The organism is Streptomyces sp. NPDC005202 (assembly GCF_040608235.1).
Lineage (GTDB): Bacteria > Actinomycetota > Actinomycetes > Streptomycetales > Streptomycetaceae > Streptomyces.
Genome location: NZ_JBEXHW010000004.1, coordinates 318,621 through 341,713, shown reverse-complemented (window position 1 = coordinate 341,713; position 23,093 = coordinate 318,621). Strand labels below are relative to the sequence as shown.

At 72.2% G+C, this 23,093-nt stretch carries 19 protein-coding genes and 4 pseudogenes; 7 read left to right on the top strand and 16 right to left on the bottom strand.

Annotated elements, in window-relative coordinates; genetic code table 11:
- The 4 genes from ABZV31_RS10650 to ABZV31_RS10635 form a co-directional block, all read right to left on the bottom strand.
- On the bottom strand, nt 1–1,983 hold the full coding sequence (locus tag ABZV31_RS10650; RefSeq protein WP_355890914.1) for an ABC transporter permease subunit: 1,983 nt from the start codon (nt 1,981–1,983) through the stop codon (nt 1–3).
- Complete coding sequence (locus ABZV31_RS10645) at nt 1,983–3,071, bottom strand: glycine betaine/L-proline ABC transporter ATP-binding protein (protein WP_355890911.1); 1,089 nt, start codon at nt 3,069–3,071, stop codon at nt 1,983–1,985. The genes ABZV31_RS10650 and ABZV31_RS10645 overlap by 1 nt, the downstream gene beginning before the upstream one ends.
- Nucleotides 3,071–4,600 (bottom strand): GMC oxidoreductase, encoded by a 1,530-nt coding sequence (locus ABZV31_RS10640; protein WP_355890908.1) that lies wholly within the window; start codon nt 4,598–4,600, stop codon nt 3,071–3,073. The genes ABZV31_RS10645 and ABZV31_RS10640 overlap by 1 nt, the downstream gene beginning before the upstream one ends.
- Nucleotides 4,601–4,750: 150 nt before the next feature.
- On the bottom strand, nt 4,751–6,277 hold the full coding sequence (locus ABZV31_RS10635; RefSeq protein ID WP_355890905.1) for an aldehyde dehydrogenase family protein: 1,527 nt from the start codon (nt 6,275–6,277) through the stop codon (nt 4,751–4,753).
- A 195-nt stretch (nt 6,278–6,472) separates the two neighbouring features.
- On the opposite strand from ABZV31_RS10635, the gene ABZV31_RS10630 reads away from it, so the two are divergent.
- Nucleotides 6,473–7,222, top strand: a complete 750-nt coding sequence (locus ABZV31_RS10630; RefSeq protein WP_355890902.1) for a hypothetical protein — start codon at nt 6,473–6,475, stop codon at nt 7,220–7,222.
- A gap of 1 nt (nt 7,223) precedes the next feature.
- Here the strand turns inward: ABZV31_RS10630 and ABZV31_RS10625 are convergent, their stop codons facing one another.
- Genes ABZV31_RS10625 through ABZV31_RS10615 form a run of 3 tightly spaced genes read right to left on the bottom strand, consistent with a single transcriptional unit; the run spans nt 7,224 to nt 10,225 of the window.
- Nucleotides 7,224–8,156, bottom strand: a complete 933-nt coding sequence (locus ABZV31_RS10625) for a hypothetical protein (RefSeq protein WP_355890900.1) — start codon at nt 8,154–8,156, stop codon at nt 7,224–7,226.
- A 13-nt stretch (nt 8,157–8,169) separates the two neighbouring features.
- Nucleotides 8,170–8,526, bottom strand: coding sequence for a hypothetical protein (locus ABZV31_RS10620; RefSeq protein ID WP_355890897.1), 357 nt, complete (start codon nt 8,524–8,526; stop codon nt 8,170–8,172).
- On the bottom strand, nt 8,510–10,225 hold the full coding sequence (locus ABZV31_RS10615; RefSeq protein WP_355890894.1) for a hypothetical protein: 1,716 nt from the start codon (nt 10,223–10,225) through the stop codon (nt 8,510–8,512). The genes ABZV31_RS10620 and ABZV31_RS10615 overlap by 17 nt, the downstream gene beginning before the upstream one ends.
- A 263-nt stretch (nt 10,226–10,488) precedes the next feature.
- Between ABZV31_RS10615 and ABZV31_RS10610 the strand changes: the two genes are divergently transcribed.
- A complete protein-coding gene (locus ABZV31_RS10610; RefSeq protein ID WP_355890891.1) occupies nt 10,489–11,400 on the top strand; it encodes a GNAT family N-acetyltransferase in 912 nt (303 codons plus the stop codon).
- Between the two features lie 79 nt (nt 11,401–11,479).
- Here ABZV31_RS10610 and ABZV31_RS10605 read toward each other — a convergent pair whose 3' ends face one another.
- From ABZV31_RS10605 to ABZV31_RS10580, 6 genes and pseudogenes are all read right to left on the bottom strand, one after another.
- A complete protein-coding gene (locus ABZV31_RS10605) occupies nt 11,480–11,845 on the bottom strand; it encodes a hypothetical protein (protein WP_355890888.1) in 366 nt (121 codons plus the stop codon).
- 69 nt (nt 11,846–11,914) lie between these two features.
- The gene (locus ABZV31_RS10600; RefSeq protein WP_355890886.1) at nt 11,915–12,904 is read right to left on the bottom strand and encodes a malate dehydrogenase; all 990 of its coding nucleotides are present in this window, start codon (nt 12,902–12,904) and stop codon (nt 11,915–11,917) included.
- A 404-nt stretch (nt 12,905–13,308) separates the two neighbouring features.
- Complete coding sequence (locus ABZV31_RS10595; protein WP_355890883.1) at nt 13,309–14,601, bottom strand: DUF2690 domain-containing protein; 1,293 nt, start codon at nt 14,599–14,601, stop codon at nt 13,309–13,311.
- 369 nt (nt 14,602–14,970) lie between these two features.
- Nucleotides 14,971–15,330 (bottom strand): annotated as a pseudogene (locus ABZV31_RS10590) (helix-turn-helix domain-containing protein); the annotation flags it as partial.
- A 12-nt stretch (nt 15,331–15,342) separates the two neighbouring features.
- Nucleotides 15,343–15,837: a DUF3017 domain-containing protein gene (locus tag ABZV31_RS10585; protein ID WP_355890880.1), complete on the bottom strand. Its 495-nt coding sequence runs from the start codon at nt 15,835–15,837 to the stop codon at nt 15,343–15,345.
- Nucleotides 15,827–16,681, bottom strand: a complete 855-nt coding sequence (locus tag ABZV31_RS10580) for a bifunctional methylenetetrahydrofolate dehydrogenase/methenyltetrahydrofolate cyclohydrolase (RefSeq protein ID WP_355890878.1) — start codon at nt 16,679–16,681, stop codon at nt 15,827–15,829. Before ABZV31_RS10580 ends, ABZV31_RS10585 begins: the two co-directional genes overlap by 11 nt.
- 264 nt (nt 16,682–16,945) lie before the next feature.
- Between ABZV31_RS10580 and ABZV31_RS10575 the strand changes: the two genes are divergently transcribed.
- The 4 genes and pseudogenes from ABZV31_RS10575 to ABZV31_RS10560 all read left to right on the top strand — a co-directional run bounded on the left by ABZV31_RS10575 (nt 16,946) and on the right by ABZV31_RS10560 (nt 19,011).
- Nucleotides 16,946–17,509 carry a proline-rich domain-containing protein gene (locus tag ABZV31_RS10575; protein ID WP_355890876.1) on the top strand — a complete coding sequence of 188 codons (564 nt, stop codon included), beginning with the start codon at nt 16,946–16,948 and terminating at the stop codon, nt 17,507–17,509.
- A gap of 114 nt (nt 17,510–17,623) precedes the next feature.
- A pseudogene (locus ABZV31_RS10570) lies at nt 17,624–17,728 on the top strand (FHA domain-containing protein); the annotation flags it as partial.
- Nucleotides 17,729–17,781: 53 nt separating this feature from the next.
- A pseudogene (locus ABZV31_RS10565) lies at nt 17,782–18,389 on the top strand (protein kinase); the annotation flags it as partial.
- Between the two features lie 112 nt (nt 18,390–18,501).
- Nucleotides 18,502–19,011 carry a hypothetical protein gene (locus ABZV31_RS10560; protein ID WP_355890873.1) on the top strand — a complete coding sequence of 170 codons (510 nt, stop codon included), beginning with the start codon at nt 18,502–18,504 and terminating at the stop codon, nt 19,009–19,011.
- Nucleotides 19,012–19,090: 79 nt separating this feature from the next.
- Here ABZV31_RS10560 and purH read toward each other — a convergent pair whose 3' ends face one another.
- Together purH and purN are read right to left on the bottom strand one after the other, a co-directional pair.
- Complete coding sequence (purH, locus tag ABZV31_RS10555; RefSeq protein ID WP_355890870.1) at nt 19,091–20,677, bottom strand: bifunctional phosphoribosylaminoimidazolecarboxamide formyltransferase/IMP cyclohydrolase; 1,587 nt, start codon at nt 20,675–20,677, stop codon at nt 19,091–19,093.
- On the bottom strand, nt 20,674–21,303 hold the full coding sequence (gene purN, locus ABZV31_RS10550) for a phosphoribosylglycinamide formyltransferase (protein ID WP_355890867.1): 630 nt from the start codon (nt 21,301–21,303) through the stop codon (nt 20,674–20,676). The genes purH and purN overlap by 4 nt, the downstream gene beginning before the upstream one ends.
- Before the next feature lie 291 nt (nt 21,304–21,594).
- On the opposite strand from purN, the gene ABZV31_RS10545 reads away from it, so the two are divergent.
- Nucleotides 21,595–22,383 (top strand): hypothetical protein, encoded by a 789-nt coding sequence (locus ABZV31_RS10545; RefSeq protein ID WP_355890864.1) that lies wholly within the window; start codon nt 21,595–21,597, stop codon nt 22,381–22,383.
- Between the two features lie 52 nt (nt 22,384–22,435).
- Here the strand turns inward: ABZV31_RS10545 and ABZV31_RS10540 are convergent.
- Nucleotides 22,436–23,093: pseudogene (locus ABZV31_RS10540) on the bottom strand (hypothetical protein); the annotation flags it as partial.

The window sequence follows — 23,093 nt, the reverse complement described above, 5'->3', positions numbered from 1 at the left end:
TCATGCTCCCTTCTGCGCGCGTGGTTCGGTCGGCTGCGTCACCCGGTCGAGCATCAGGCCGAGGCAGACGATCGCGATCCCGGCCACCAGGCCGGTCGCCAGATCGCCCTGGGCGAGACCGAAGACGACGTCGTAGCCGAGCGCACCGCCGCCGACCAGGCCGCCGATGATGACGACGGCGAGGACGAGGACCACGCCCTGGTTGACCGCCAGCAGCAACGCCGGGCGGGCGAGCGGGAGCTGCACCTGGCGCAGTTGCTGCCCGCTGGTCGCGCCGAGCGAGCGGGCCGACTCCATCGCCGCCGGGTCGACCTGGCGCAGGCCTTGGGCGGTGATCCGGACGACCGCCGGCAGCGCGTACACGATGGCCGCGGCGACGGCGGGGGCGCGGCCCACACCGAACAGCGCGACGACCGGGATCAGGTACACGAACTGCGGCATCGTCTGGAAGACGTCCAGGACCGGGCGCAGCAGCCGTTCGAAGCGGTCGCTGCGGGCGGCCGCGATGCCGGTGGCGAAGCCGACGACGAGAGTGACGGCGACTGCGGCCAGGACCTGGGACAGCGTGTCCAGGGACGGCTTCCACACGCCGAGCACACCGATCGCGGCCATCGCGAGGACGGCGGTCAGCGCGGTGCGCCAGGTCCCGATCAGCCAGGCCAGGGCGGCGACGATCAGCAGCACGGACCACCAGGGCAGCCACTGCAGGCCGGACCGGATCGGGTCCAGGATCCAGGTCGTGAAGTGACCGGCCCAGTCCGCCGTGCCGCCGATGTACGGGACGCCCGAGTACAGGTGGGCGGTCATCCAGTCGACGGCGCGGTTGACCGGCTCGGCGATGCCGACCGTCCAGGCCGGGGGCCAGTCGAGGCGGCCCGCGAGGCGCGCGGCCACGGCGACGGCGACGGTGGCGACGGCCGCGTAGGCCCAGAGGCGGGCGCTGCGCTGCTCCTGCCCGAGCCTCCTCCAAGCTCTCGGCTTCGCTCGAGCAGGGAGGTGCCCCCCTCCCGCCGCTCCGGTCACCCGGTCCAGTACGACGGCCAGCAGCACGATCGGGATGCCGGCCGCCAGCGCCGCGCCCACGTCGACCGATGCCAGCGCCTGGTAGACGCGGTCGCCCAGGCCGCCGGCGCCGATCACGGAGGCGATGACCGCCATGGACAGCCCCATCATGATCGTCTGGTTGACGCCGAGGAGGAGCTCCTTGCGGGCGAGCGGGACGCGGGCGGTCAGCAGGCGCTGGCGTGCGGTGGCGCCCAGGGAGTCGATCGCCTCCAGTACCTCCTTGTCGGCGCCGCGCAGGCCCAGGGCGGTGAGGCGGGCCATGGGCGGGGCGGCGTAGACGACCGTGGCGAGGACGGCGGCGGGGACGCCGATGCCGAAGACCAGGACCGCGGGGAGCAGGTACGCGAACGCCGGGAGCACCTGCATGGTGTCCAGGACCGGGCGCAGGGCGCGGTCCATGCGGTCGGACAGGCCGGCGGCGAGCCCGAGCAGCGCGCCGACGACGACGGAGGCGAGGACCGCGACCACCATCAGGGCGAGCGTCTGGATGGTCGGCACCCACATGCCGAGCAGGCCGCAGGCGAGGAACGCGGCGGCCGTGCCGAGGGCGAGGCGGACGCCGGCGACGCGCCAGGCGACGAGTGCGCCGAGGGCGGTGACGCCGGCCCAGCCCGCGGCGAGCAGGGTGAGGTAGACGGCGCGTACGGACAGGACGACCGCGTTGCTGATGTAGCCGAAGAAGTACAGGAACAGCGGGTGGCTGTCCCGGTTGTCGATGATCCAGTTGCTCGCCCTGGTGAGCGGCTGGGACACGTCGACGGTCAGTTCGTGGGGCCAGCTGCCGCTCGCCCAGCGGGCGTTGAGGACAGGGACCAGGACCGCCGCGACGACCGCGAGCAGCAGCAGCTTGCGGACGGCGCGGTGTTTGAGGACGCCGGGGAGGGCGAGACGGGGGGCGGATGCGATGATCGTCGCCATCAGACCGCCTCCTTGCGCTGCTCCGTTCCGGCCACGACCCCGAGCAGTCGCTCGTGATCGACGACTCCCAGGCAGCGTCCTTTCTCCATCACCCGCGCCGGGGAACCGGTCCGGGCCACCGCCTCGATCGCCTCCGACACGGTGGCGTCCGGGGCGACCGCGGGGCCGTCGGCCGTCTCGCCCGCCGAGGCGGGGCGCATCGCGGTGCGGACCGTCAGGACCTGCTCGCGCGGTACGTCGCGGACGAACTCGCGGACGTAGTCGTCGGCCGGGGAGCCGACGATCTCCTCGGGGGTGCCGAGCTGGACGATGCGGCCGGCGCGCATCAGCGCGATGCGGTCACCGAGTTTGAGGGCCTCGCTCAGGTCGTGGGTGATGAAGACCATCGTGCGGCCCTCCTCGCGGTGCAGCCGGATCACCTCCTCCTGCATGTCCCGCCGGATCAGGGGGTCGAGCGCGCTGAACGGCTCGTCGAAGAGGAGGACTTGCGGGTCGACGGCAAGGGCGCGGGCCAGACCGACGCGCTGCCGCTGGCCGCCGGACAGTTGGCCCGGGCGGCGCTGTTCCATGCCCTCCAGGCCGACCTTCGCCACGATCCCGGCGGCCCTCTCGCGGCGTTCGGCCTTGCCGACACCCTGGATCTCCAGGCCGTACGCCACGTTGTCGAGGACCGTGCGGTGCGGCAGCAGGCCGAAGTGCTGGAAGACCATGGCGGCGCGGTGCCGGCGCAGGGCGCGCAGCCGGGCCTTGTCCATGGCGCGGACGTCCTCGCCGTCGATGGCGATGGCGCCCGCGGTGGGCTCGATCAGCCGGGTCAGACAGCGCACCAGCGTGGACTTGCCGGAGCCGGACAGGCCCATGACGACGAAGACCTCGCCCTTGCGCACGTCGAAGCTCACGTCCCGGACGGCGGCCGTGCAGCCGGTGCGGGCGCGCAGGTCGGCGGGCGCAAGCGCGGTCAGTTCGGGGTCGGCCGGGACGCGGTCGGCCTTCGGGCCGAAGACTTTCCACAGGCCGTTCACCGAGAAGACGGGGGCGCCGGCGGAGTCGTCGGTGGGCGGTTTGCGGGTGGGGACTGTGAGTGCCATCAGGCCTCACCTCCGATCAGGTCGGCGGCCTTCTCCCCGACCATGAGCACCCCGATCATCGGGTTCACGGCGGGCATGGTCGGGAAGACGGAGGCATCGGCGATGCGGAGGCCGTCCAGGCCGCGGACGCGCAACTCGGGGTCGACGACAGCCAGTTCATCGTCGGCGGCGCCCATCCTGCAGGTGCCCGCCGGGTGGTACACGGTGTGCGCGACCTTGCGGGCGTACTCGCTGAGCTCCTCGTCGCCCGTGATGTCGGGGCCGGGGCACACCTCCCGCTTCAGCCAGCCGGCCAGCGGCTCGGTCTTCGCGATCTCGCGGGCGATGCGGATGCCGTCGACGAGGGTACGGCCGTCGTAGTCGTCCTCGTCGGTGAAGTAGCGGAAGTCGAGCGCGGGCTTGACGGACGAGTCGGGGCTGGTGAGGTACAGCCGGCCGCGGCTCTTCGGCTTGGGGATGTTCGGGGTCATCGAGACGCCGAACTCCGGCCGCTCGTAGCCGAGACGCTCCGGATTGTCCGTGAACGGGATCTGGTAGAAGTGGAACATCAGGTCCGGGCCCGCGTGGTGGGGGTCGCGGCGCACGAAGAGGCCCGCGTCGGAGTCCATCGCGGAGTTCTCCGGGATCGGGCCGTGGGTCTCCCACACGATCACCGACTCGGGGTGGTCGAGCAGGTTCTCGCCGACGCCCGGCAGGTCGTGCGCGACGGGTATGCCGAGCTTCTCCAGGTCCGCCTTCGGGCCGATGCCGGAGTGCAGCAGCAGGCGGGGCGAGTCGACGGCGCCGGCGCACAGCAGAACCTCGCGGCGGGCGCGGACGAGGAGTTCCTCGCCGTCCTTGGTGCGCACGTGCACGCCCTCGGCGCGGGTGCCCTTCAGCTCCAGCTTGTACGCCCAGGTCTCGAGGAAGATGCGGAGGTTGGCGCGCTTGTCCATCACCGGGTGCAGGTACGCCACCGACGCCGACGACCGCTTGTTGTTCTCCGGGTGGTAGGCGAGGTCGAAGAAGCCGACGCCCTCGGTGAACGGCTTCTTGTTGAAGCCCTCGATGCGCGGCACGCCGAGCGCCTGCTGGGCGGCGTCGACGAAGTCGCGGGCGATGGCGTTCCGGTCCTTCTCGTCGACCGGGACGATGTTGTTCAGCAGGCGGGCGAAGTACGCCTCCATCGGGACCGCGCCCCAGCCCTTGGCGCCGGCCGCCTCCCACTCGTCCCAGTCGGACGGCAGCGGCTTGAAGGCGATGAGGGTGTTGTGGGAGGAGCAGCCGCCGAGGACGCGGGCGCGGCTGTGCCGGATGTGCGAGTTGCCGCGCGGCTGCTCGGTGGTCGGGTAGTCGTAGTCCAGCTCGCCGCCGAGCAGGCCCATCCAGCGGCGCAGGGTCAGGACATCGTCACGGCCGACGTCGCTGGGGCCGCCCTCGATGACGGCGACGGTGATGTCCGGGTTCTCGGTCAGGCGGGAGGCGATGACGGAGCCTGCGGTTCCGCCGCCGATGACGACGTAGTCGTACTCGTGGGTGTGATCGGACATGGGGGTGGTACTCCAGTGTGGGATCAGGAGTTCGGGGGTCTTCGGAGGTCTTCGGGGGCCTTCGGGGGCCTTCGGGGGCCTTCGGGGTCGGAGAGGTGGGGGACGGTCGGGTCGAGAGGGTGCGGTCCAGCCGGGTCGAGGGGGTGCGGTTCAGCCCGCGAACCAGCGCACCGGCTTGGGCGCGAGGTTCTGGTAGACGTGCTTGGTCTCGCGGTACTCGGCGAGCCCGGCGGGGCCGAGTTCGCGACCGACACCGCTCTTGCCGAAGCCGCCCCACTCCGCCTGCGGGAGGTAGGGGTGGAAGTCGTTGATCCAGACGGTGCCGTGGCGCAGAAGGCCCGCGACCCTGCGGGCACGTCCGGCGTCGGCCGTCCAGACGGCGCCCGCGAGGCCGTACTCGGTGTCGTTGGCGAGCGCTACCGCCTCGGCCTCGGTGCGGAAGGTCTCGACGGTCAGGACGGGGCCGAAGACCTCCTCGCGGACGACCTTCATGTGGCGGTGGCACTGGTCGAGGACGGTCGGTTCGTAGAAGTAGCCGGTGGCGGGCCGCTCCGGCGACGGCTCGGGCCGCTTGCCGCCGGTGCACAGTACCGCTCCCTCCGCCAGCGCGGAGGCGACGTACGCCTCGACCCTGGCGCGCTGCTGCTCGGAGACGAGCGGGCCGCACTCGACGCCGGCCTCGGTGCCGCGGCCCAGGCGGATCCTCTCGGCGCGGCGGGCGAGTTCGGCGACGAAGCGGTCCCGGACCGAGTCCTCGATGATGAGCCGCGCGCCCGCCGAGCAGACCTGGCCGCTGTGGATGAAGGCCGCGTTGAGGGCCTGGTCGACTGCGGTGTCGAAGCCCTCCTCGGTCGCGCAGGCGTCGGCGAAGACGACGTTGGGGTTCTTGCCGCCGAGTTCCAGGGCGACCTTCTTGACGGTCGGGGCGGCGGCCCGGGCCACCTTCGTGCCGCTGGCCAGGCCGCCGGTGAAGGAGACGAGGTCGACGTCGGGGTGCTCGGCGAGCCTGGCGCCGACCGTGTGACCGGGCCCGGTGACGATGTTGGCGACTCCGGCGGGGAGACCTGCTTCAACGAGCAGCTCGATCAGCGCGACCGTGGTCAGCGGAGTGATCTCGCTCGGCTTGATCACGAAGGTGTTGCCGGCCGCGAGAGCCGGGGCGATCTTCCAACTGGCCTGGAGCAGCGGGTAGTTCCAGGGCGTGATCAGCGCGCAGACGCCGACGGGCTCGTACACGACGACGCTGTGGATGTCGGGCGAGCCCGCGTCCACCACCCGGCCGGGGGCCTCGGCCGCCACCAGGTCGGCGAAGTAGCGGAAGGCGTCGGCGACACAGTCGACGTCGACGCGGCCCTCCTCGACGGTCTTGCCGGCGTCGCGGCTCTCCAGCAGGCCGAGCCGTTCGCGGTCGCGCACCAGGAGGTCGGCGACCCGGCGCAGCAGGGCGGCACGCTCGGCGACGGGCGTGCGCGGCCAGGCCCCCTCCCCTCCGTCGAAGGCACGCCGGGCGGCCTCCACCGCCAGGTCCGCGTCCTTCTCGTCACCCTCCGCGACCACGGCGAACGGCGTCGCGTCCGCAGGGTCGAGGATCTCGCGCGTGGCCCCGGAGACCGCTTCCAGCCACTCCCCTCCCGCGTGAATGGTGTTGCGCGCCCGAAGTTCCGTACTGTCCGCCATGATCGGTATTGCCTTCCGTTCCTGTTCAGTACCCCTGTGTCACACGGGTGTGACCCTGGGGGACCGCGAGCGCCTGCCCCCTCCCCTCTCGTCGCATGCGCAATCCACGGCCGAAAGTGCGCTGTATCACCGCAACATGCGGGCAAATAGGGCGAAAAGTATGCTGAACGTGATGCGCACCACGGAGGTGACGCCATGATCAGCAGAGCGCTGCTGTGCACGGCGGCCGGCGCGGCTCTCTTCCTCTCCCGTGCCCTGGCCCCGTCGGCCGCGGCGGACGACGACGGCAACCTCACCGCGAAGCAGCTGGCCGATCAGGCGGACGACAACCTCCGGCACGCCACCTCGATGCACCTGAAGTTCGCGGACCACAGCGCGGGCGTCGCCACCGACGCGAAGAAGCCCACGTCGATGGACCTGTCCCTGGACCGGGACGGCAACTGCGCCGGGACCCTGCGCATGGCCTCGAACGGCGGCACCGTGGAGATCGTCAAGCGGGTCGACCAGGTGTGGATGAAGCCGGACGCGGCCTTCTGGAAGGCCCAGCTGCCCGGCGGCCAGGGCGACGCGGCCGCCGAGCTCTACAAGAACCGCTACATCCACGGCACCACCAACGACAAGCTGCTCGAGGACGTGTCCGGCCTCTGCGAGATGACCACCTACCAGCAGCAGCCCGACGGAGGTGGCGACCTGACCAAGGGCGCCGAGACGACCCTCGACGGCACGAAGGTGATCCCGCTGACGGGCCAGAGGGACGACGGCACACGGACCACCCTCTACGTCACGTCGAGCTCCCCGCACCGCCTGTACGCGACGACCGAGAAGGGCGGCGGGACCGACCGGATTGTGACCTACACGGACTACGACAAGCCGGTGCCGACGAAGACGCCCTCGCCGGGCGAGTCGGTGGACATCGGCAAGCTGGAGCAGCTGCTGAACCAGTAGGTCAGCCGGTCGGCGCGGCGCAGGCGGTGTAGGGCGGGCAGAACCACGCCAACGCCGTGTCGAGCACCTCCCGTTCGTCGGCGCTGCCGTCGGCGTCGGGGCCGTAGGAGGCGATCGCGTAGAGCTTGCCGTCGGCGGCCTGGAAGCGTTCGTCCACGACGTGCCACGTGCCGATGTCGGGCTCGCCCTTGAGGGAGTCGGCGACGTACTCCAGCCGGGAGCCGGTGAAGTCGGCGGTGTCCAGGTTCGCCAGGGAGAGCTTCCGGAAGCCGGGGGGCTTCGGGACCGCCGAGGACAGGTACAGCCCGAACGACTCGTCCGGGGAGGCCTCCGCCACCTCGTACACCTGGAGCCGCCGATCGCCCGCGGAGTCGCGGTAGTTGACGATGTCCATGCCGTACTGGGAGCTCACCGCCGAGCGCTGCCAGCCGTCGGGCACGGCGATCCGGAAGCCCTGCGGATCGTCGTACGTCGTGTAACCGGCCGGGGGCTCGGCGGACGGGGACGGCGTGTCGGTGGTGGATTCCTCGGAGGCGTACGTCGTGGGTGACGACTCGGCGGTCGCGGGCGTGCTGCTCGCGGGGGCGGCGCCCTTGTGGTCGTCCTGCCCGACACCGAATCCGAGGGTCACCACCAGGCTCACCGCGACCCCGACCGCCGCGGCCCCGCCGATCACGGACCCCACCACCCGGCGGCTGTGGCCGCCGACCGTGAGCGGCCCGGACGGCGGGGCCGCCGGGGGCCAGGCGCCACCGGCCCCGTCCGTCGACGGCACCGTCGGGGACGCGTCCGGGTCCCAGATGCGGCCCGGCGGCGGATGCGGTGCGTGGCCCGGGCGGGGCGGCGGCGGAGGGGTCACGGGTGCCGCGCTCTCCGGGCCGTCCTCCCAGCGCTGAGTCTCCTCGTTCCAGTACTGCCCACCCCCGTTGCCCACGGCGCTCTCCCCCTCACATCCCCAGCAGGCCGGCCACCGTGCCGGCCGAGGTGAACAGGGTCAGCACCGTCTGGGCGTCGGTGAGCAGCTCCCGCAGGCGCTGCCGCCTGCTCTCGCCGGTGGTTCCAGTGCGGGTGATCTCGTCCTCGGTATCGGCCAGGGTCTCGTCCAGCGCACGGGTCCGGTCGCTCGCCTGGACGCGTGCGAGGTCGGCGCGCAGTTCGCGTATGGCCTTCAGCAGTTCCTCGGCGGCCTGGTCGCGGCCCGGGCCGGTGCCGTGGTGGCTCTCGGCGTGCGCGTGGCTGCCGATGGCGAAGGTGCTGTGCGAGACGTCACCGATGCTGACGCTGGGTTCATCCGCCGTGGTCATCGGGGCCGGATCCCTTCTGCGGCGCGGGGCCGCCGGTCTTTGCGGAGGAGGCACGGGCGTGCGATCCGACGGCGAACGTGCTGTGTGCCACGGAGTCGATGTGCACGCCGCCGTTGCTGATGTTGACGACCTTCTGCACGAACTCGCCGGTCTGGTAGCCGTGTTCGGCCAGCGCGATGCGGACGCCGTGCGCGATGCGGTCCTGGACGCTCCTGAGGTAGCGGTCGACGTCCATCTGCTGGAAGAGCGACCGGGACCGGGCCGCGCCCAGCTCGCGCACCGACAGTGCCGGGCCGTCCGGCAGCGCGTTGCCGTAGCCGCCGGTGAGCAGCTGCCAGCCGGAGGCCGCGGCCTGGCACAGAGTGACCAGGGAGCGGATCGCGGAGGCGGGCACCTGGCCGGCGGCCCAGGTGGCCTTGCCGAGAAGGCTGTTGTTGCGGAACTGGTGGGCGGCGCGGTCGGCGTCCTTGAAGTCCTCACGGATCGGCATCAGCACGTGCGGGGCGATCTCCAGCATCAGCATGCGGCCCTGGGTGTGGATCCGCACGAAGACGGTGACGACCAGCTCCTCCTCCCAGCCGCCGACGCGCACGCGCAGGAAGTGGCGCCGCTTCTCGGCGCCCTCCTCCACCGCGCGGTCCCGGTGCTCCTCGAAGGCCTCCCGGCTGTAGGGGGCGTCCGAGCGCCGGCTCAGGCCCTCGGCGGGCAGGAACACGCACTCGTCGATCTCCAGCCAGCGCAACCGGTCACGCACCGCGTGACCGGCGTACTCCGGCGGCAGCCGCAGCCCTTCGAGGAGCGGGCGCACGGCGTCCAGCATCGTGCGGTTGCTGAGCGGGCGGGGCCCCTTGGACTCGTCGGCGGGCCGCATCTCGACGGCGAGCACCCAGGTGTCGTAGGCGGAACCGGCCCCGCAGAACGGACGGGCCTCGTGGTACATGATCAGCGGGGCGTGCTGCTCCAGCCGGATGCGCTCCTTCATCCGGTGGAACCGCTCCCCCTGTGCCCGCTCCGCCGGGTCCGAGGCGGCGTCGGGGAAGCGCTCCGGGGACAGCTCGCCGCCCAGGGCCCGGGCGAACTGGCTGCGCTGGGCGCCCGCGCACAGGGCGACGGCCAAGAACAGGACGAGCGCGAGCCACGCCTGCAGCGGACTGACCGTGCCGTCTCCGCCGACCATCCGGGACAGCCCGGGCAGCAGCTCCAGGAGGAAGTCCTTCAAGCCCGGCCCGCCGCCGTAGGGGTCGTACGAGGGCTCGTCGGAGCCGGAGAACGCGGCGACCACCGTGGCCACGAGAAAGAGCGCGAAGACGATGCGGCCCAGCCAGCGGACGGCGACCGCCACGGCCTTCCGGCCGAAGGGCGCACGGTTGTCGTCGCCGCGGACGGAGACACCCACCGCCAGCAGCAGGCTGGGCAGCAGGTAGGTGGCCAGCACGCCGCCGGTCAGCGGCAGCCCGACCACCCACAGCCCCACGATCGCCGCGGCCCAGCCCACCTCGATCCGGCGGGCGCGCAGGGCGTGCGCGAGGACCCGGGCCACGTCGAAGCCGAGGGAGGGCGCCACGATCCGCTGCTCGTTGAGATACAGCTCATCGATGACCCGTTCCCGGAAGGCGGGGTCCAGGTAGGTGCCGGCGCACAGCAGCCGGCTGGCTTCGCTGGCGTGCAGCGGGGTGGGCCGCGCCGGCGGCGGCGGCACGGCCGTCGGCGTCGGTTGTGGTTGGTCTGGTTGGTCTGGTTGCTGTGGCACGTAAGCAGTACTCACGCGACTCCCCCGATGGGACAACTCGTCCCAGAATTAAGCGGGCTGAGAAACCATCAGCTTATAGGGGCCCGTGCGGCCACGGAACGGATTGCGCAAGGACACCCCCGTAAGAGTGAAGCCGCCGGCGGGGCAGAAGGCGGGGCCCGCCGCGCACACGTATGGACTCGCCCGGATCCTTTGACTACCGTCAAAGAAATATGGAGCCAGTCTCGCCGGAGCACGTGGCGGCCTTCCGCCGGTTCAACCGCTACTTCACGCGCCGGATCGGCGCGCTCGACGACCACTACCTCGGCCAGGACCGGCCGCTCGGCGAGGCCCGGCTGCTGTTCGAGGTCTTCCGGAGCCCACACGGGGTGTCCCTGCGCGAGCTGCGCGGCCGGCTCGGCCTGGACGCCGGGTATCTGAGCCGGATGGTGAAGGCGCTTCAGGCTCAGGGGATGGTCCGGGTGAGCGTCCACCCGGACGACAACCGGCTGCGGACGGTCGAGGTGACGCCGGCCGGCCGCGTCGAGGTGAAGGAGCAGAACCGGCGTGCTGACACGCTGGTGGCCGGGCTCCTCGACGGGCTGAGCGCGGACCAGCGCGAGCAGCTGACCGCGGCGTTGGCCACCGCGCAGCGCCTGCTGCGGCTGGCCGGCATCACCGTCGAACTCGTCGACGGCGCCTCACCGGACGCCCGCGCCTGCCTGGACGCCTACGCGGCCGACCTCGACGCGCGCTTCCCCGAGGGGTTCGACCCGTCCGATCTGGTACGGCCGGAGCAGGTGTCCGGGGACGCCGGGGCGTTCTTCGTCGCGTACGAGGAGGGGCGGCCGGTGGGCTGCGGGGCGCTGCGGCGGCTGGAGCCCGGCGTGGGCGAGATCCGGCACGTGTGGGTGCACCCGGACGCCCGGCGGCTCGGGCTCGCCCGGCGGCTGCTCGGCGCGCTGGAGCGGGAGGCCGTCGCGCGGGGGCTCGGCGTCGTACGCCTCGACACGCACGCCGTGCTCACGGAGGCGCAGGCGATGTACCGGGCGTGCGGGTACACGGAGATCCCGGCCTACGCCGACCACGTCTACGCCGGCCACTGGTTCGAGAAACGGCTGACCACCCCTTCCGCCGGCGGCTGACCCCTGCGCCATCAGGCCCCGGACGCACCCGCGCAGCCAGGCGTGCGCCGGGGTTGGAGCAGGGGTGGCAACGGCCCGATCACTGGCCGGCGCACTTCCCGGCCGACGGGCAGAAGGAGTCCAGCGCGGCGGTGAGCGGGGCGCGCAGCAGCTCCGGGTCCAGGTTCTCGGGGCCGCTGACGCGGATCGCGTAGAGCGTGCCGTCGGCCGCCTCGAAGCGGTGGTCGATCACCCGGCGGGGGCCCTTGTCCCGGTCGTCGTAGCGGTAGGTGAGTTCGGACCAGAGGGGGGCCGCGGCGCGGTGCAGGGGGCGGTAGCCGTGCTGCTGGGCGAAGCCGTAGCCGGGGTCGTTCTCGGCGAGTTCCGGGGACGCGGCCGGGGTGTCCTCCGTGACCGTGAAGATCTGCAGCCGGCGGCCGTCGTCCGGGGTGGCGAAAACGGCCACAGGCCCCGTTCCGGAAGGAACCGGAACGGGGCCTGTGCGGGGTCGTGACAGAGCCGTGAAGAGCCGGGCTCAGATGAGGCCGAGGCCGCGGACCGCCTCGCGCTCCTCCTCGAGCTCCTTGACGGAGGCGTCGATGCGGGCGCGGGAGAAGTCGTTGATGTCCAGGCCCTGGACGATCTCGTACTTGCCGTCCTTGCAGGTGACCGGGAAGGAGGAGATCAGGCCCTCGGGGACGCCGTAGGAGCCGTCCGACGGGATGCCCATGGACGTCCAGTCGCCCTCGGCGGTGCCGTTGACCCAGGTGTACACGTGGTCGATGGCGGCGTTGGCGGCGGAGGCGGCCGACGAGGCGCCGCGGGCCTCGATGATGGCGGCGCCGCGCTTGGCGACGGTCGGGATGAAGTCCTCGGCGAGCCACTTCTCGTCGTTCACGACCTCGGCGGCGTTCTTGCCGGCGACGGTGGCGTGGAAGATGTCCGGGTACTGGGTCGCGGAGTGGTTGCCCCAGATCGTCAGGCGCTTGATCTCGGAGACCGGGGTGCCCGTCTTCTTCGACAGCTGGGTCAGCGCGCGGTTGTGGTCCAGACGGGTCATCGCGGTGAAGCGCTCCGCCGGGACGTCCGGGGCGGCGGCCTGCGCGATGAGCGCGTTGGTGTTGGCCGGGTTGCCGACGACGAGGACCTTGATGTCGTCCGCGGCGTGGTCGTTGATGGCCTTGCCCTGCGGCTTGAAGATGCCGCCGTTGGCCTCGAGGAGGTCACCGCGCTCCATGCCCTTGGTGCGCGGGCGGGCGCCCACGAGGAGGGCGACGTTGGCGCCGTCGAAGGCGACGTTCGGGTCGTCCGTGATGTCGATGCCCTGCAGGAGCGGGAACGCGCAGTCGTCCAGCTCCATGGCCGTGCCCTCGGCGGCCTTCAGCGCCTGGGTGATCTCCAGCAGACGCAGCTTGACCGGCACGTCCGCGCCGAGCAGCTGGCCGGAGGCGATGCGGAAGAGCAGGGCGTAACCGATCTGGCCGGCCGCGCCGGTGACGGTGACGTTCACGGGAGTGCGGGTCATGGCGTTCTCCGTATGACAGCTGGCGGTGGGGCGTCCCTGCCCCGGGGTGCGGGATCCACGCCGCCGGCTCGTGACCGGCGGCGCCGCGATGATCGATCACGGGTACGGATGATCGATCTCTTGGCGTCAAGAGAGATCCAGCGGTCAGGCTATCGCGCCTCCGGGATCCCGGACGGCCGGGCCCGTGTGGCCCGTCCCACAAGTCGCTGCCGCTGGGCCCGGCCGACGCAAGAGGCGGCCGCCCGTCCGGGAGAGGGGGGACGAAGGCGGCCGCCGTATGGGGGTTGCCGGAGTACCGGAATCCCGTGGGGGTAACGTCCGCTTGCCCCGTTTGGCGTACGCCATGCCTGTTTCACGCCACTTCTTTCGGGAGCCGTGCGCCACGGCTCCCGTGTCGGCCCCGGCTACTTCGTGCACCCCTTCTGCCCCGACGCCAGCGTCACGCACGCCTTCGCCTGCGCCGCGTCCTTCACGGCGACCATCGGGGTGTACGCGATCGTGTCGCCGGTCGTCGTGATCGTGCCGGTCTCCTTGTGCGCGCCGACCGTGATCTGAACCCCGTCGCCCTGGGCGGCCCGGGTGATGCGGCCCCAGGCGGCGCCGCAGCTCCTGCTGTAGCGGACCTCGACGACGGTCGTGCCGACGGTGGCGCTCTGGGCCGTGGTCACCAGGTCGCCGCTGCACCCCATGCTCTCGGCGTCCTTGCCGGTGCAGCCGGCCCCGCTGCACTTCACGCCGGCCGGCAGGTCGGGGTTGGTGCTGGCGGAGGGGGAGGGCGACTTGGTCGCGCCCTCGGCCTTCTTGCCCCCGCTGCCGTCGGTGAAGAAGAAGACGGCCCCGATCACGACCAGCACGCCGACCCCGCCTGCGAGGAACATCGTCAGCTGCCGCCTGCGCGCCCCGCCACCGCCGGAGCCGGCGGGACGCGGAGCCTGCGGGGGTTCGCCGTACGGACTCGGGGTGCCCGGTGTCCGGGCGGAGCCGTCGGACGGAGACGCCGTGGCCCCGGCGGCGCGGCCGCCGGTCTGCGAGGGCCCCCGGTACCCGGCCATCCCCCACGAGTTGCCGCCCGTCGACGTCGAGGAACCCGAGCCGGTCGAAGAACCCGCGCCGGTCGAAGAACCCGCGCCGGACGAAGAACCCGAGGCAGTCGAGGAACCCGAGGCAGTCGAGGAACCCGAGGCGGACGAAGCGGTCCGCGAGGCGCCCTCGCGCACGTCGGCGTCGGACGCCGTCGGCTGTGGCGGCACCGTCGGGGCCACGCCCGCGGGGCCCGCGCTCCCGGGGGTCGCCGTGGCGCTGCCGCCCTTGCGGACCGCCTGGCCGCCCTTGGCGTCGACGGACGGCGCGGCCGCCCCGAACTCCCCGAGCGCGGCGCGCGCCTGGGCTATCCGGATGGCCTCCATGGTCCTGTCGTGGCGCATCTCCGCCCGGCTCCAGGCCCGCTCGGCGAGCTCCCACATCGTGGTGAGGTGGACGGGATTGGTGCCGGTGACCTCGGCAAGGGCGACGATCGCGCCCTTGGGTGCGAGGAGCCGGCCGTTGAGGTAACGCTCCCAGGACGTCTTGCTGTAGCCCGTGCGGTCGGCGAGCGCGGCGATGCTCAGGCCGCTGCGGTCCACGAGCCGCCGCAGCTGGCTCGCGAACTCCCTGACCTGCGGATCCAGTTCGTCGGGCAAGGCCTTCCAACGAGGCATTGCTTCCCCCCTCTTCCCCCCGGTACGTGCTGGCTGTTGCCCCCGCGCGTGGTGCCCTCTGCCGAGTCCCCGTTCTGGCTACCCACAGGGATGCGCCCAGTCAGGATCTCAGTTCCCGGGGTGGGGGCGCACGGGAGCATTCGGGCCGGGGCGCGCGCCGTTGCGCACCCGCCGGTCCGCGGTCCAGTGTCCCACCGGCATCCCTCTCCGCTGTGAGGAACCCCTGGACGACGATCGGGACGCCCGGGTCGTCCCGATTGCCACGCTAGCCCTGTTGTCGGGCGACTTGGCCGCCCATCCCTGAACTTGTCAACACATCGACACAACGGAGGCACACCCGTGACCTCGGGTGCCACAGGAGTGTTCGGGTCACCCAAGGGCAACGGCGCCGACGACTGCGGTGAGGAGCAGGGCCACAAGGATCAGGACGGCGTACAGCAGGACGCGTCCGGCGGTCCGTGCCGCGGTTCCTCCTCCGGCCGGTCCCACCACGGGACGGTGGGGTCGTCCTCGTACTCCTCGGCCCCGGCGGGTCTCGCGGGCACCGTCACGGGGCGGGGCCAGTCCTGGACGGCCATCTCCCAGCGCACGGTGTGGCGTTCGGCGTTCGGCGTCCGCGCCGGCCAGGCCCGCGACCCGGCACAGCGCGGCGACGGCCTGCCGGGGCGGGGGCTGGGTGGCGTTGAGGTAGCGCTGCCAGGAGGACTTGCTGTACGCGGTGCGCGCGCCATACGAACGCCCCTAACTGCGGATCGTGAAGTGCAGGGCGTCGTCCAGGAACGGTATTTCGAGCCAGGGCTTCGGTTGGGCCATCAGCGCCAGCAGGACGATGACACAGCCCAGAACGCCGTAGGTGACGATGTCCGTGAAGCGGGAGCGGACGGCGAGCATGCCGACGCCGGGCAGGAGCCAGCGCAGCACGGCGCCGCCGAGCAGCGCGACGCCGATCAGTATCGTCCCGATCCGGAACGCGTCGAACGCGGTCAGCAGCAGCCCGAGCCCGACCACGGCCAGCACCGCGAGCATCGGCCACTGCCGCGCGGGAGCCGGGGCGTCGCCGGGAGCGGCCCGGCCGCCGCCCTCGGGGCGCGCCGTGTCCCTGGTGAACAGCGGAAAACGGCGCGTGATCCGCCGCGGCCTGCCCTCGGCGTCCGGCGCGCTGACCGGGTCGCGCACCTCGATCTCCGGCTCCCCGGCCCCGGTGCCCCGCCGGTTGCCCTCCGCCTCAGCCGACACTGCGCTCCGCCGCCTCGACCACGTTGACCAGCAGCTGGGCCCGGGTCATCGGGCCGACACCGCCGGGGTTGGGGGAGAGCCAGCCGGCGACCTCGGCGACGTTCGGGTGGACGTCGCCCACGATCCTGCCCTCGGCGTTGCGGGAGACGCCGACGTCGAGGACGGCCGCGCCCGGCTTGACGTCCTCGGCCCGGATCAGGTGCGGGGAGCCAGCCGCGGCGACGATGATGTCGGCGCGCCTGAGGTGGGCGGACAGGTCGCGGGTACCGGTGTGGCACTGGGTGACCGTGGCGTTCTCACTGCGCCGGGTCAGCAGCAGCGGCATCGGACGGCCGATGGTCACGCCCCGGCCGACGACCACGACCTCGGCGCCCTTGATCTCCACGCCGTAGCGGCGCAGCAGCGTGAGCACGCCGTTGGGGGTGCAGGGCAGGGGGGCCGGCTCGTTCAGGACGAGGCGGCCGAGGTTCATCGGGTGCAGGCCGTCGGCGTCCTTGTCCGGGTCCATCAGCTCGAGGATGCGGTTCTCGTCGATGCCCTTGGGCAGCGGCAGTTGGACGATGTAACCGGTGCAGGCCGCATCCTCGTTCAGCTCCCGGACGACCGCCTCGATCTCCTCCTGCGTCGCGGTGGCCGGCAGCTCGCGCCGAATGGACGCGATGCCCACCTCGGCGCAGTCGCGGTGCTTGCCGGCGACGTACTTCCGGCTGCCGGGGTCGTCCCCGACCAGGATCGTGCCGAGGCCGGGCGTGACGCCCTTCTCCTTCAGCGCCGCCACGCGGGCGGTCAGATCGGACTTGATCGCGGCTGCGGTGGCCTTGCCATCGAGAATCTGGGCGGTCATGGTCCCATCCTCGCGGATGACGGGCTCCCGGTTCCAATCCGGGTGGCCCGCGGCCGTCCCCCCTCGTCCGCGCCCGTGATCAGTGATGTTGCACTTGCACAACACATGCGATAAGCGGCTGGACAAGTAAGACATCAGTCAAGAACGATGAACAGCACAGTGCCGCGGGCAGCTCATCGGGGGGACGGACCGCATCCTGTAGAACTCTCCTCCGTGCGGTGCCGCGCGTCGTCCCCGCACTCGATCGACGGAGGAAAGACCGCCATGAGTTACGGCGACCCGAACAACCCCTACGGCGCCCCGCAGGCGCCGCAGCAGCCCGGCTACGGCTACCCGCAGGGCCAGGCCCCCGGCTACGGCTACCCGCAGGCCCCGCCCGTCCAGCAGTACGGCGCCCCCGTGCCGGAAACGATGCCGGGCAACGTCAGCGCGGCCCGGGTGATGCTGTGGGTGATCGTCGGCCTGCAGGTCCTCGGCGTGGCCCTGTTCGCCTTCAGCGCCGCCACCGTGAACGCCGCGAAGAAGGACAACACCCTCAAGGACGACGCAGCCTTCCAGCGGCTCGCCGACTACTCGACCGGAATGCTGTGGGCGCTGGTGCTGTTCGCGCTGGCCTGGGGCGTGTTCGCGGCGGTGCTCGCGGTGAAGTTCAACACCGGCCGCAACGGCGTCCGTGTCACGACCATGGTCTACGGCATCATCACCGCGATCCTCGGCCTGTACCCGTTCATCATCGTGGGCCTGGTCCACACGGTGCTCGCCATCCTGATCGCCTGCTTCGTCGGCGGCTCCAAGGGCGCGGCGTGGTTCAACCGCCCCCGCTACTGAACACTTCACGCCATTCACTCCAAGGGCCGTGTCTCACCCCGCACAAGGGGGGACACGGCCCTGGTGCGTCGCCCTAGTCTGGGTCCGCAGCCGTCAGGCACGGGGAGACGCACCATGTACAGCATCATCGTGGTACCTCCACCGACCACGGAGGACGAGCGACACGGCACCCAGGTCCGGCTCGCGCCCGGCGAACGGCTCGCCTTCGGGCGGTCCGCGCGGGCAGCCCGCGGCTTGGGCGGGCCGTGCGCCCGCGCGGACGCCGGGCCGGGACCGTGCTCGGCGCGGCGGTCGCCACCGCCGCCCTGGCCGCCCTCGGCCACGGCATCAGCACCTGGGCCGGCCCGGGACCCGACGCCAAGGGCACCCCGGACCGGACCACGAAGGTCGCGCCCGCCACCTACGGCGCCGGCGAACTCCGCACCGACAAGGGCGTCCCGGCCGTCTACCGGCCTCTGATCGTGAACTCGGCGCACGACTGCGCGCAGCCGGACGTCACCCCGGCGCTGATCGCGGCGATGCTCAAGGCGGAGAGCGACTTCGACCCCGACCTGTCCGACCCTGCCAAGGACGAGTACGGCATCGCCCGGTGGACCCCGCGCGTGCTGCGCTGGTGGATGCGGTCCGACGGACAGCCCGCGAAGACGATCCCCAGGCCTCCCCTCTCCCCCGCCGTGTCGATCCCGGCCATGGCCCGCTACCTGTGCTTCATCGAGCCGCGGCTCGAGCCCGGCCTGCCCGGCGACAAACGGGTGCTGATCGCCGCCGCCTACCGCACGTCGTACAGCAAGGTGAACGACGCGGGCGGAGTTCCCCCGAGTACCGCGACTACTGCGCCCGCGTCGCCCACCACCTCAAGGAGTACACCCGCCCGGGAAGAAGTGACCCTGAGACTTCCGAGGCACCGGCAGCCGCGCGCCCTTGGCACGGTGGGACCACTCCGCTTCGGCGGTACGACCACATCCGTGCTCACGGCACATGGGGGAACGTCAGTGAACGTGAAGAAGCCCGCCGCGCTGCTCGTCGCGGCCACCGCCCTGCTCGCCGGTTCCACCGTCTCGGCCGCCGCGGCCGAGACGGGCAACCGCGTCGTCCACACCCGGTCCACCGCCGCAGCGTCCGATGTGCAGCAGCGCATCGACGCCGTGCTCGCCGCCCAGCCCGGCGGCCGGCAGGTCTCCGCCAACAAGGTCCACTACGACGGCCTCGACGTCACCGTGTACCCCGCGAGCAAGGCGAACCAGGCCAAGGCCGCCGCGCTCGCCTGCGACTACGGCTGGCTGTGCATGAACGTCCGCGGCACCGTCTTCAAGTACTACAAGTGCCAGCTCTGGTCCGTCTCGAACTGGTACGGCGACGGCGACTTCGTCAACAACCAGATGCCCGGCACGGTCGCCCGCTTCTACAACAAGGACGGCCGCGTGCGCTGGACGTCCACGGCCTACGCCGCGCCACGTGGGACCCGATCTATTACGTCCGTCTATTACGTCCGTCCGTGCTGACGTGACGCACCGGCGGTGGTCCCCGGCCCCTCTCGGGGGAGGGCCGGGGACCACCGCCGTCACGCGTACCGGCTCGGCGTCAGTGGAAGAAGTGGCGGGTCCCGGTGAAGTACATCGTGACGCCCGCCTTCTTCGCGGCCTCGACGACCAGCTCGTCACGGATCGAACCGCCCGGCTGGACGATGGCCTTCACGCCCGCGGCGATCAGAATCTCCGGGCCGTCGGGGAAGGGGAAGAAGGCGTCCGAGGCGGCGTACGAACCGCGCGCCCGCTCCTCGCCCGCCCGTTCCACGGCGAGCTTGCAGGAGTCCACCCGGTTGACCTGCCCCATGCCGACACCGACGGAGGCGCCGTCCTTGGCGAGCAGGATCGCGTTGGACTTCACGGCGCGGCAGGCCTTCCAGGCGAAGGCGAGCTGCTGGAGGTCCTCCGGGCCGAGCGCCTCGCCCGCCGCGAGGGTCCAGTTGGCGGGGTCGTCGCCGTCGGCCTGCAGCCGGTCGGTGACCTGGAGCAGCGCGCCGCCGTCGATGGCCTTGACCTCGACCGGGTTGGACGGGCCCGCGGGGCAGCGCAGCACCCGGATGTTCTTCTTCTTGGTGAGGGCCTCCAGGGCCCCCTCCTCGTAGTCGGGCGCGACGATGACCTCGGTGAAGATCTCCGCGACCTGCTCGGCCATCTCCTTGCTGACCGGCCGGTTCACGGCGATCACACCGCCGAACGCGGACAGCGGGTCGCAGGCGTGTGCCTTGCGGTGCGCCTCGGCGACGTCGGCGCCGATCGCGATGCCGCACGGGTTGGCGTGCTTGATGATCGCGACGCACGGCTCGTCGTGGTCGTACGCGGCACGGCGGGCGGCGTCCGTGTCCGTGTAGTTGTTGTACGACATCTCCTTGCCGTGCAGCTGCTCGGCCTCCGCCAGGCCGCCGCCCGCGGCGGAGCCGCTGATGGATGCTGTCGAGGTGTAGAGGGCGGCGGGCTGGTGCGGGTTCTCGCCGTAGCGCAGGGTGTGCGCGCGCTCCCAGGTGGCGCCGAGGAAGTCGGGGAACTGCGAGTCGTCGACCGGCGCGTAGGACGAGGCGAACCAGGAGGCGACGGCGACGTCGTAGGCGGCCGTGTGCTGGAAGGCCTCGGCGGCGAGCCGCTTGCGGGTGGCGAGGTCGAAGCCGCCGTCCTTCACCGCGGCCAGGACGTCGGCGTAGCGGGCGGGGCTGGTGACGACCGCCACGGAGGGGTGGTTCTTGGCGGCGGCGCGGACCATCGAGGGACCGCCGATGTCGATCTGCTCGACGCACTCGTCGGGCGTGGCGCCGGAGGCGACGGTCTCACGGAACGGGTAGAGGTTGACGACGACGAGGTCGAACGGCTCGACGCCCAGCTCCTGCAGCTGCCGCTGGTGGTCCTCCAGGCGCAGGTCGGCGAGGATGCCGGCGTGGACCTTCGGGTGCAGGGTCTTGACGCGGCCGTCCAGGCACTCGGGGAAACCGGTGAGGTCCTCGACCTTGGTGACGGGCACGCCGGCCGCGGCGATCCGCGCGGCGGTGGAGCCGGTGGAGACGAGTTCGACGCCGGCCTCGTGCAGCCCGCGCGCGAGCTCCTCCAGCCCGGTCTTGTCGTAGACGCTGACGAGCGCGCGCCGGATGGGCCGCTTGTTGCTCTCGGCGGTCACTGGATAACTACCTTTCGTCCCTCGATGCGATAGCCGTTGCGGGCGAGCCGCCCCACGACCTCGACGAGCAGCCTTCGCTCGACTTCCTTGATGCGCTCGTGCAGCGCGCTCTCGTCGTCCTCGTCCCGGACCTCCACCACGCCCTGAGCGATGATCGGCCCGGTGTCGACGCCGTCGTCGACGAAGTGGACGGTGCAGCCGGTGACCTTGGCGCCGTACGCAAGCGCGTCACGTACGCCGTGGGCTCCCGGAAAACTGGGCAACAGGGCGGGGTGGGTGTTGATGAACCGCCCGCCGAACCGCGCGAGGAACTCCTTCCCCACGATCTTCATGAATCCGGCGGACACGACGAGGTCGGGCTCACGGGCGGCGACGGCCTCGGCGAGCGCCGCGTCCCACTCCTGTCGTGTCCCGTAGTCCTTGACCTTCCGCACGAAGGTCGGCACCCCGGCGCGCTCCGCGCGCGCGAGCCCCTCGATGCCGTCGCGGTCGGCGCCTACGGCGACGATCTCGGCGCCGTAGACCTCGGGGCCGTGCTCGGCGATCGCGTCGAGGAGCGCCTGCAGATTGGTGCCGGATCCGGAGACCAGCACGACGAGGCGCTTGGCCACGGGCTTGGCGGCCACGGTGGGGCCCTTTCTCGGGGGAAGCTGTTTGTGCGGTCGTACGAATGCTTCGCGCCCGCGGATACGGGGAAGCCTACGAAGCGGTCGACCGTCAGCAACGATACCGGCACTCCGGACGGCCCCCATGGGACGGGGGCGTGGCCGGAAGGTAGCGTCTGAGGGGAGCTGGTACGGGAACGCGCTCCGTGCACCGTGCGTTCACGGGATGGCGGACCCGAGTCCCTGGGCCTTCGAGCGCTTTCGGGACGCTCCAGATCAGTCGTGACTCACCAAGGGGAAGACGCTCACTTGATGCCGGACCGCAGCCTGCGACTCCTCACACTCCCCCCGCAGTCGTCCCAGGGAGGGGAGCGCGGCGTCGTGCTGCTGCGGGAGCGCCCCGCCTCGCCGCCCGACGCTCCCTCGGGCGGGAAGAACGGCGACAAGCAGGGTGGCGCGGCCCCGGACGACAACCCCTTCGCGCCGCCGCCGGAGGGCACGCCCGACAGCCCGTGGCGGCCGCGGCACCCGTCCGGCGGGGACTCCTCCGACGACACGCCCGATGACGGCGGCGGCCGCTCCCCCTGGGGCAGCCAGTGGAGCGACCGTCAGCCCGGCCGCTCCCCCGGCGGCTTCGGCGAGCGGCCCCAGGTGCCCGGCGGCGGCCCCGAGGGGCCGGGCGGCGGCGGTCCCGGAGCGGGCCCGCGCTGGGACCCCACGGACCCCGCCCAGCGCCGCGCGCGGTACGCCCTGCTGTGCGGCATGTGGGCCTTCTTCTTCGCGCTGTTCAGCTGGCCGTACGTGGCACTGCTGCTGGGCGCGCTGTCCCTGTACTGGGGCATCAGCTCCCTGCGCACCAAGCCGCGCACCCCCGACCCCAACACCCCGGCCCCCGACAGCCGGCCCCAGACGACGGCGGCGGTCAGCGGCCTCGTCACCGCGAGCCTGGCCCTCGCCCTGGTCGCCGCGACCTTCACCGCGCAGCTGGTCTACAGCGACTACTACTCCTGCACCAACGACGCCCTCACCAACGAGGCGAAGCAGGCCTGCGACCAGCATCTGCCGAAGGAGCTGCGGGGGGTGCTGGGGGTCAACGGCTGAGGGGCGGCTTCCCGGTCCTCCTCCCGGTCCCAGCCGATGTGCCGGGGGTCCGTCAGGGGGTGTCCGGGGGGTCAGAGCGCTCCGGGGTGTCCGGCGTTTCAGGGGGTTCCGTCGGCCCCTTCGGTTCCGTCGGCTCCGTGGAATTCGGCGGCTTCTCGAGTTCCCTCGGCTTCTCGAGTTCCCTCGACTCCGCGGAACCCGTCGGCTCCGCGGGATCCACCGCCACCGCCATCAGCGCCGCCCAGCGGGCCTCGCGTGCGGCGTCACCGTTCCAGAGGGATGGTTCGGGGGCCGGCGGGGAATCGGCGGGCAGGAGGTCGTACGGCTCGAGGGCGGGGTCAGGGTCGTAGGGGACGTATACGGCATCGGTCTCCGAGGGCTGCGGGGCCGGTGCCTTCGTCCGGGTGAACCAGCCCCGCACCGACCGCACCGGGAGCCGGCGTCCACGCCCGTCGGCGTCCGGCCGCTCGGCCGCCTCCGCCCCGCCTTCCCGCGGTTGTCCGATCCGCGGCTGCGCCCCCGGGCCCTTCCCCGGCTTCCCGACCCGCCGCTCCGGTTTCCGGCCCTCGCCGACCCGCGGCTGCGCCCCCGAGACCTCCCCCGGCTTCCCGAACCGCCGCTCCGGTTTCCCGCCCTCCCCCAACTTCCCGACCCGCGGCTGCGCCCCCGAGACCTCCCCCGGCTTCCCGAACCGCCGCTCCGGTTTCCGG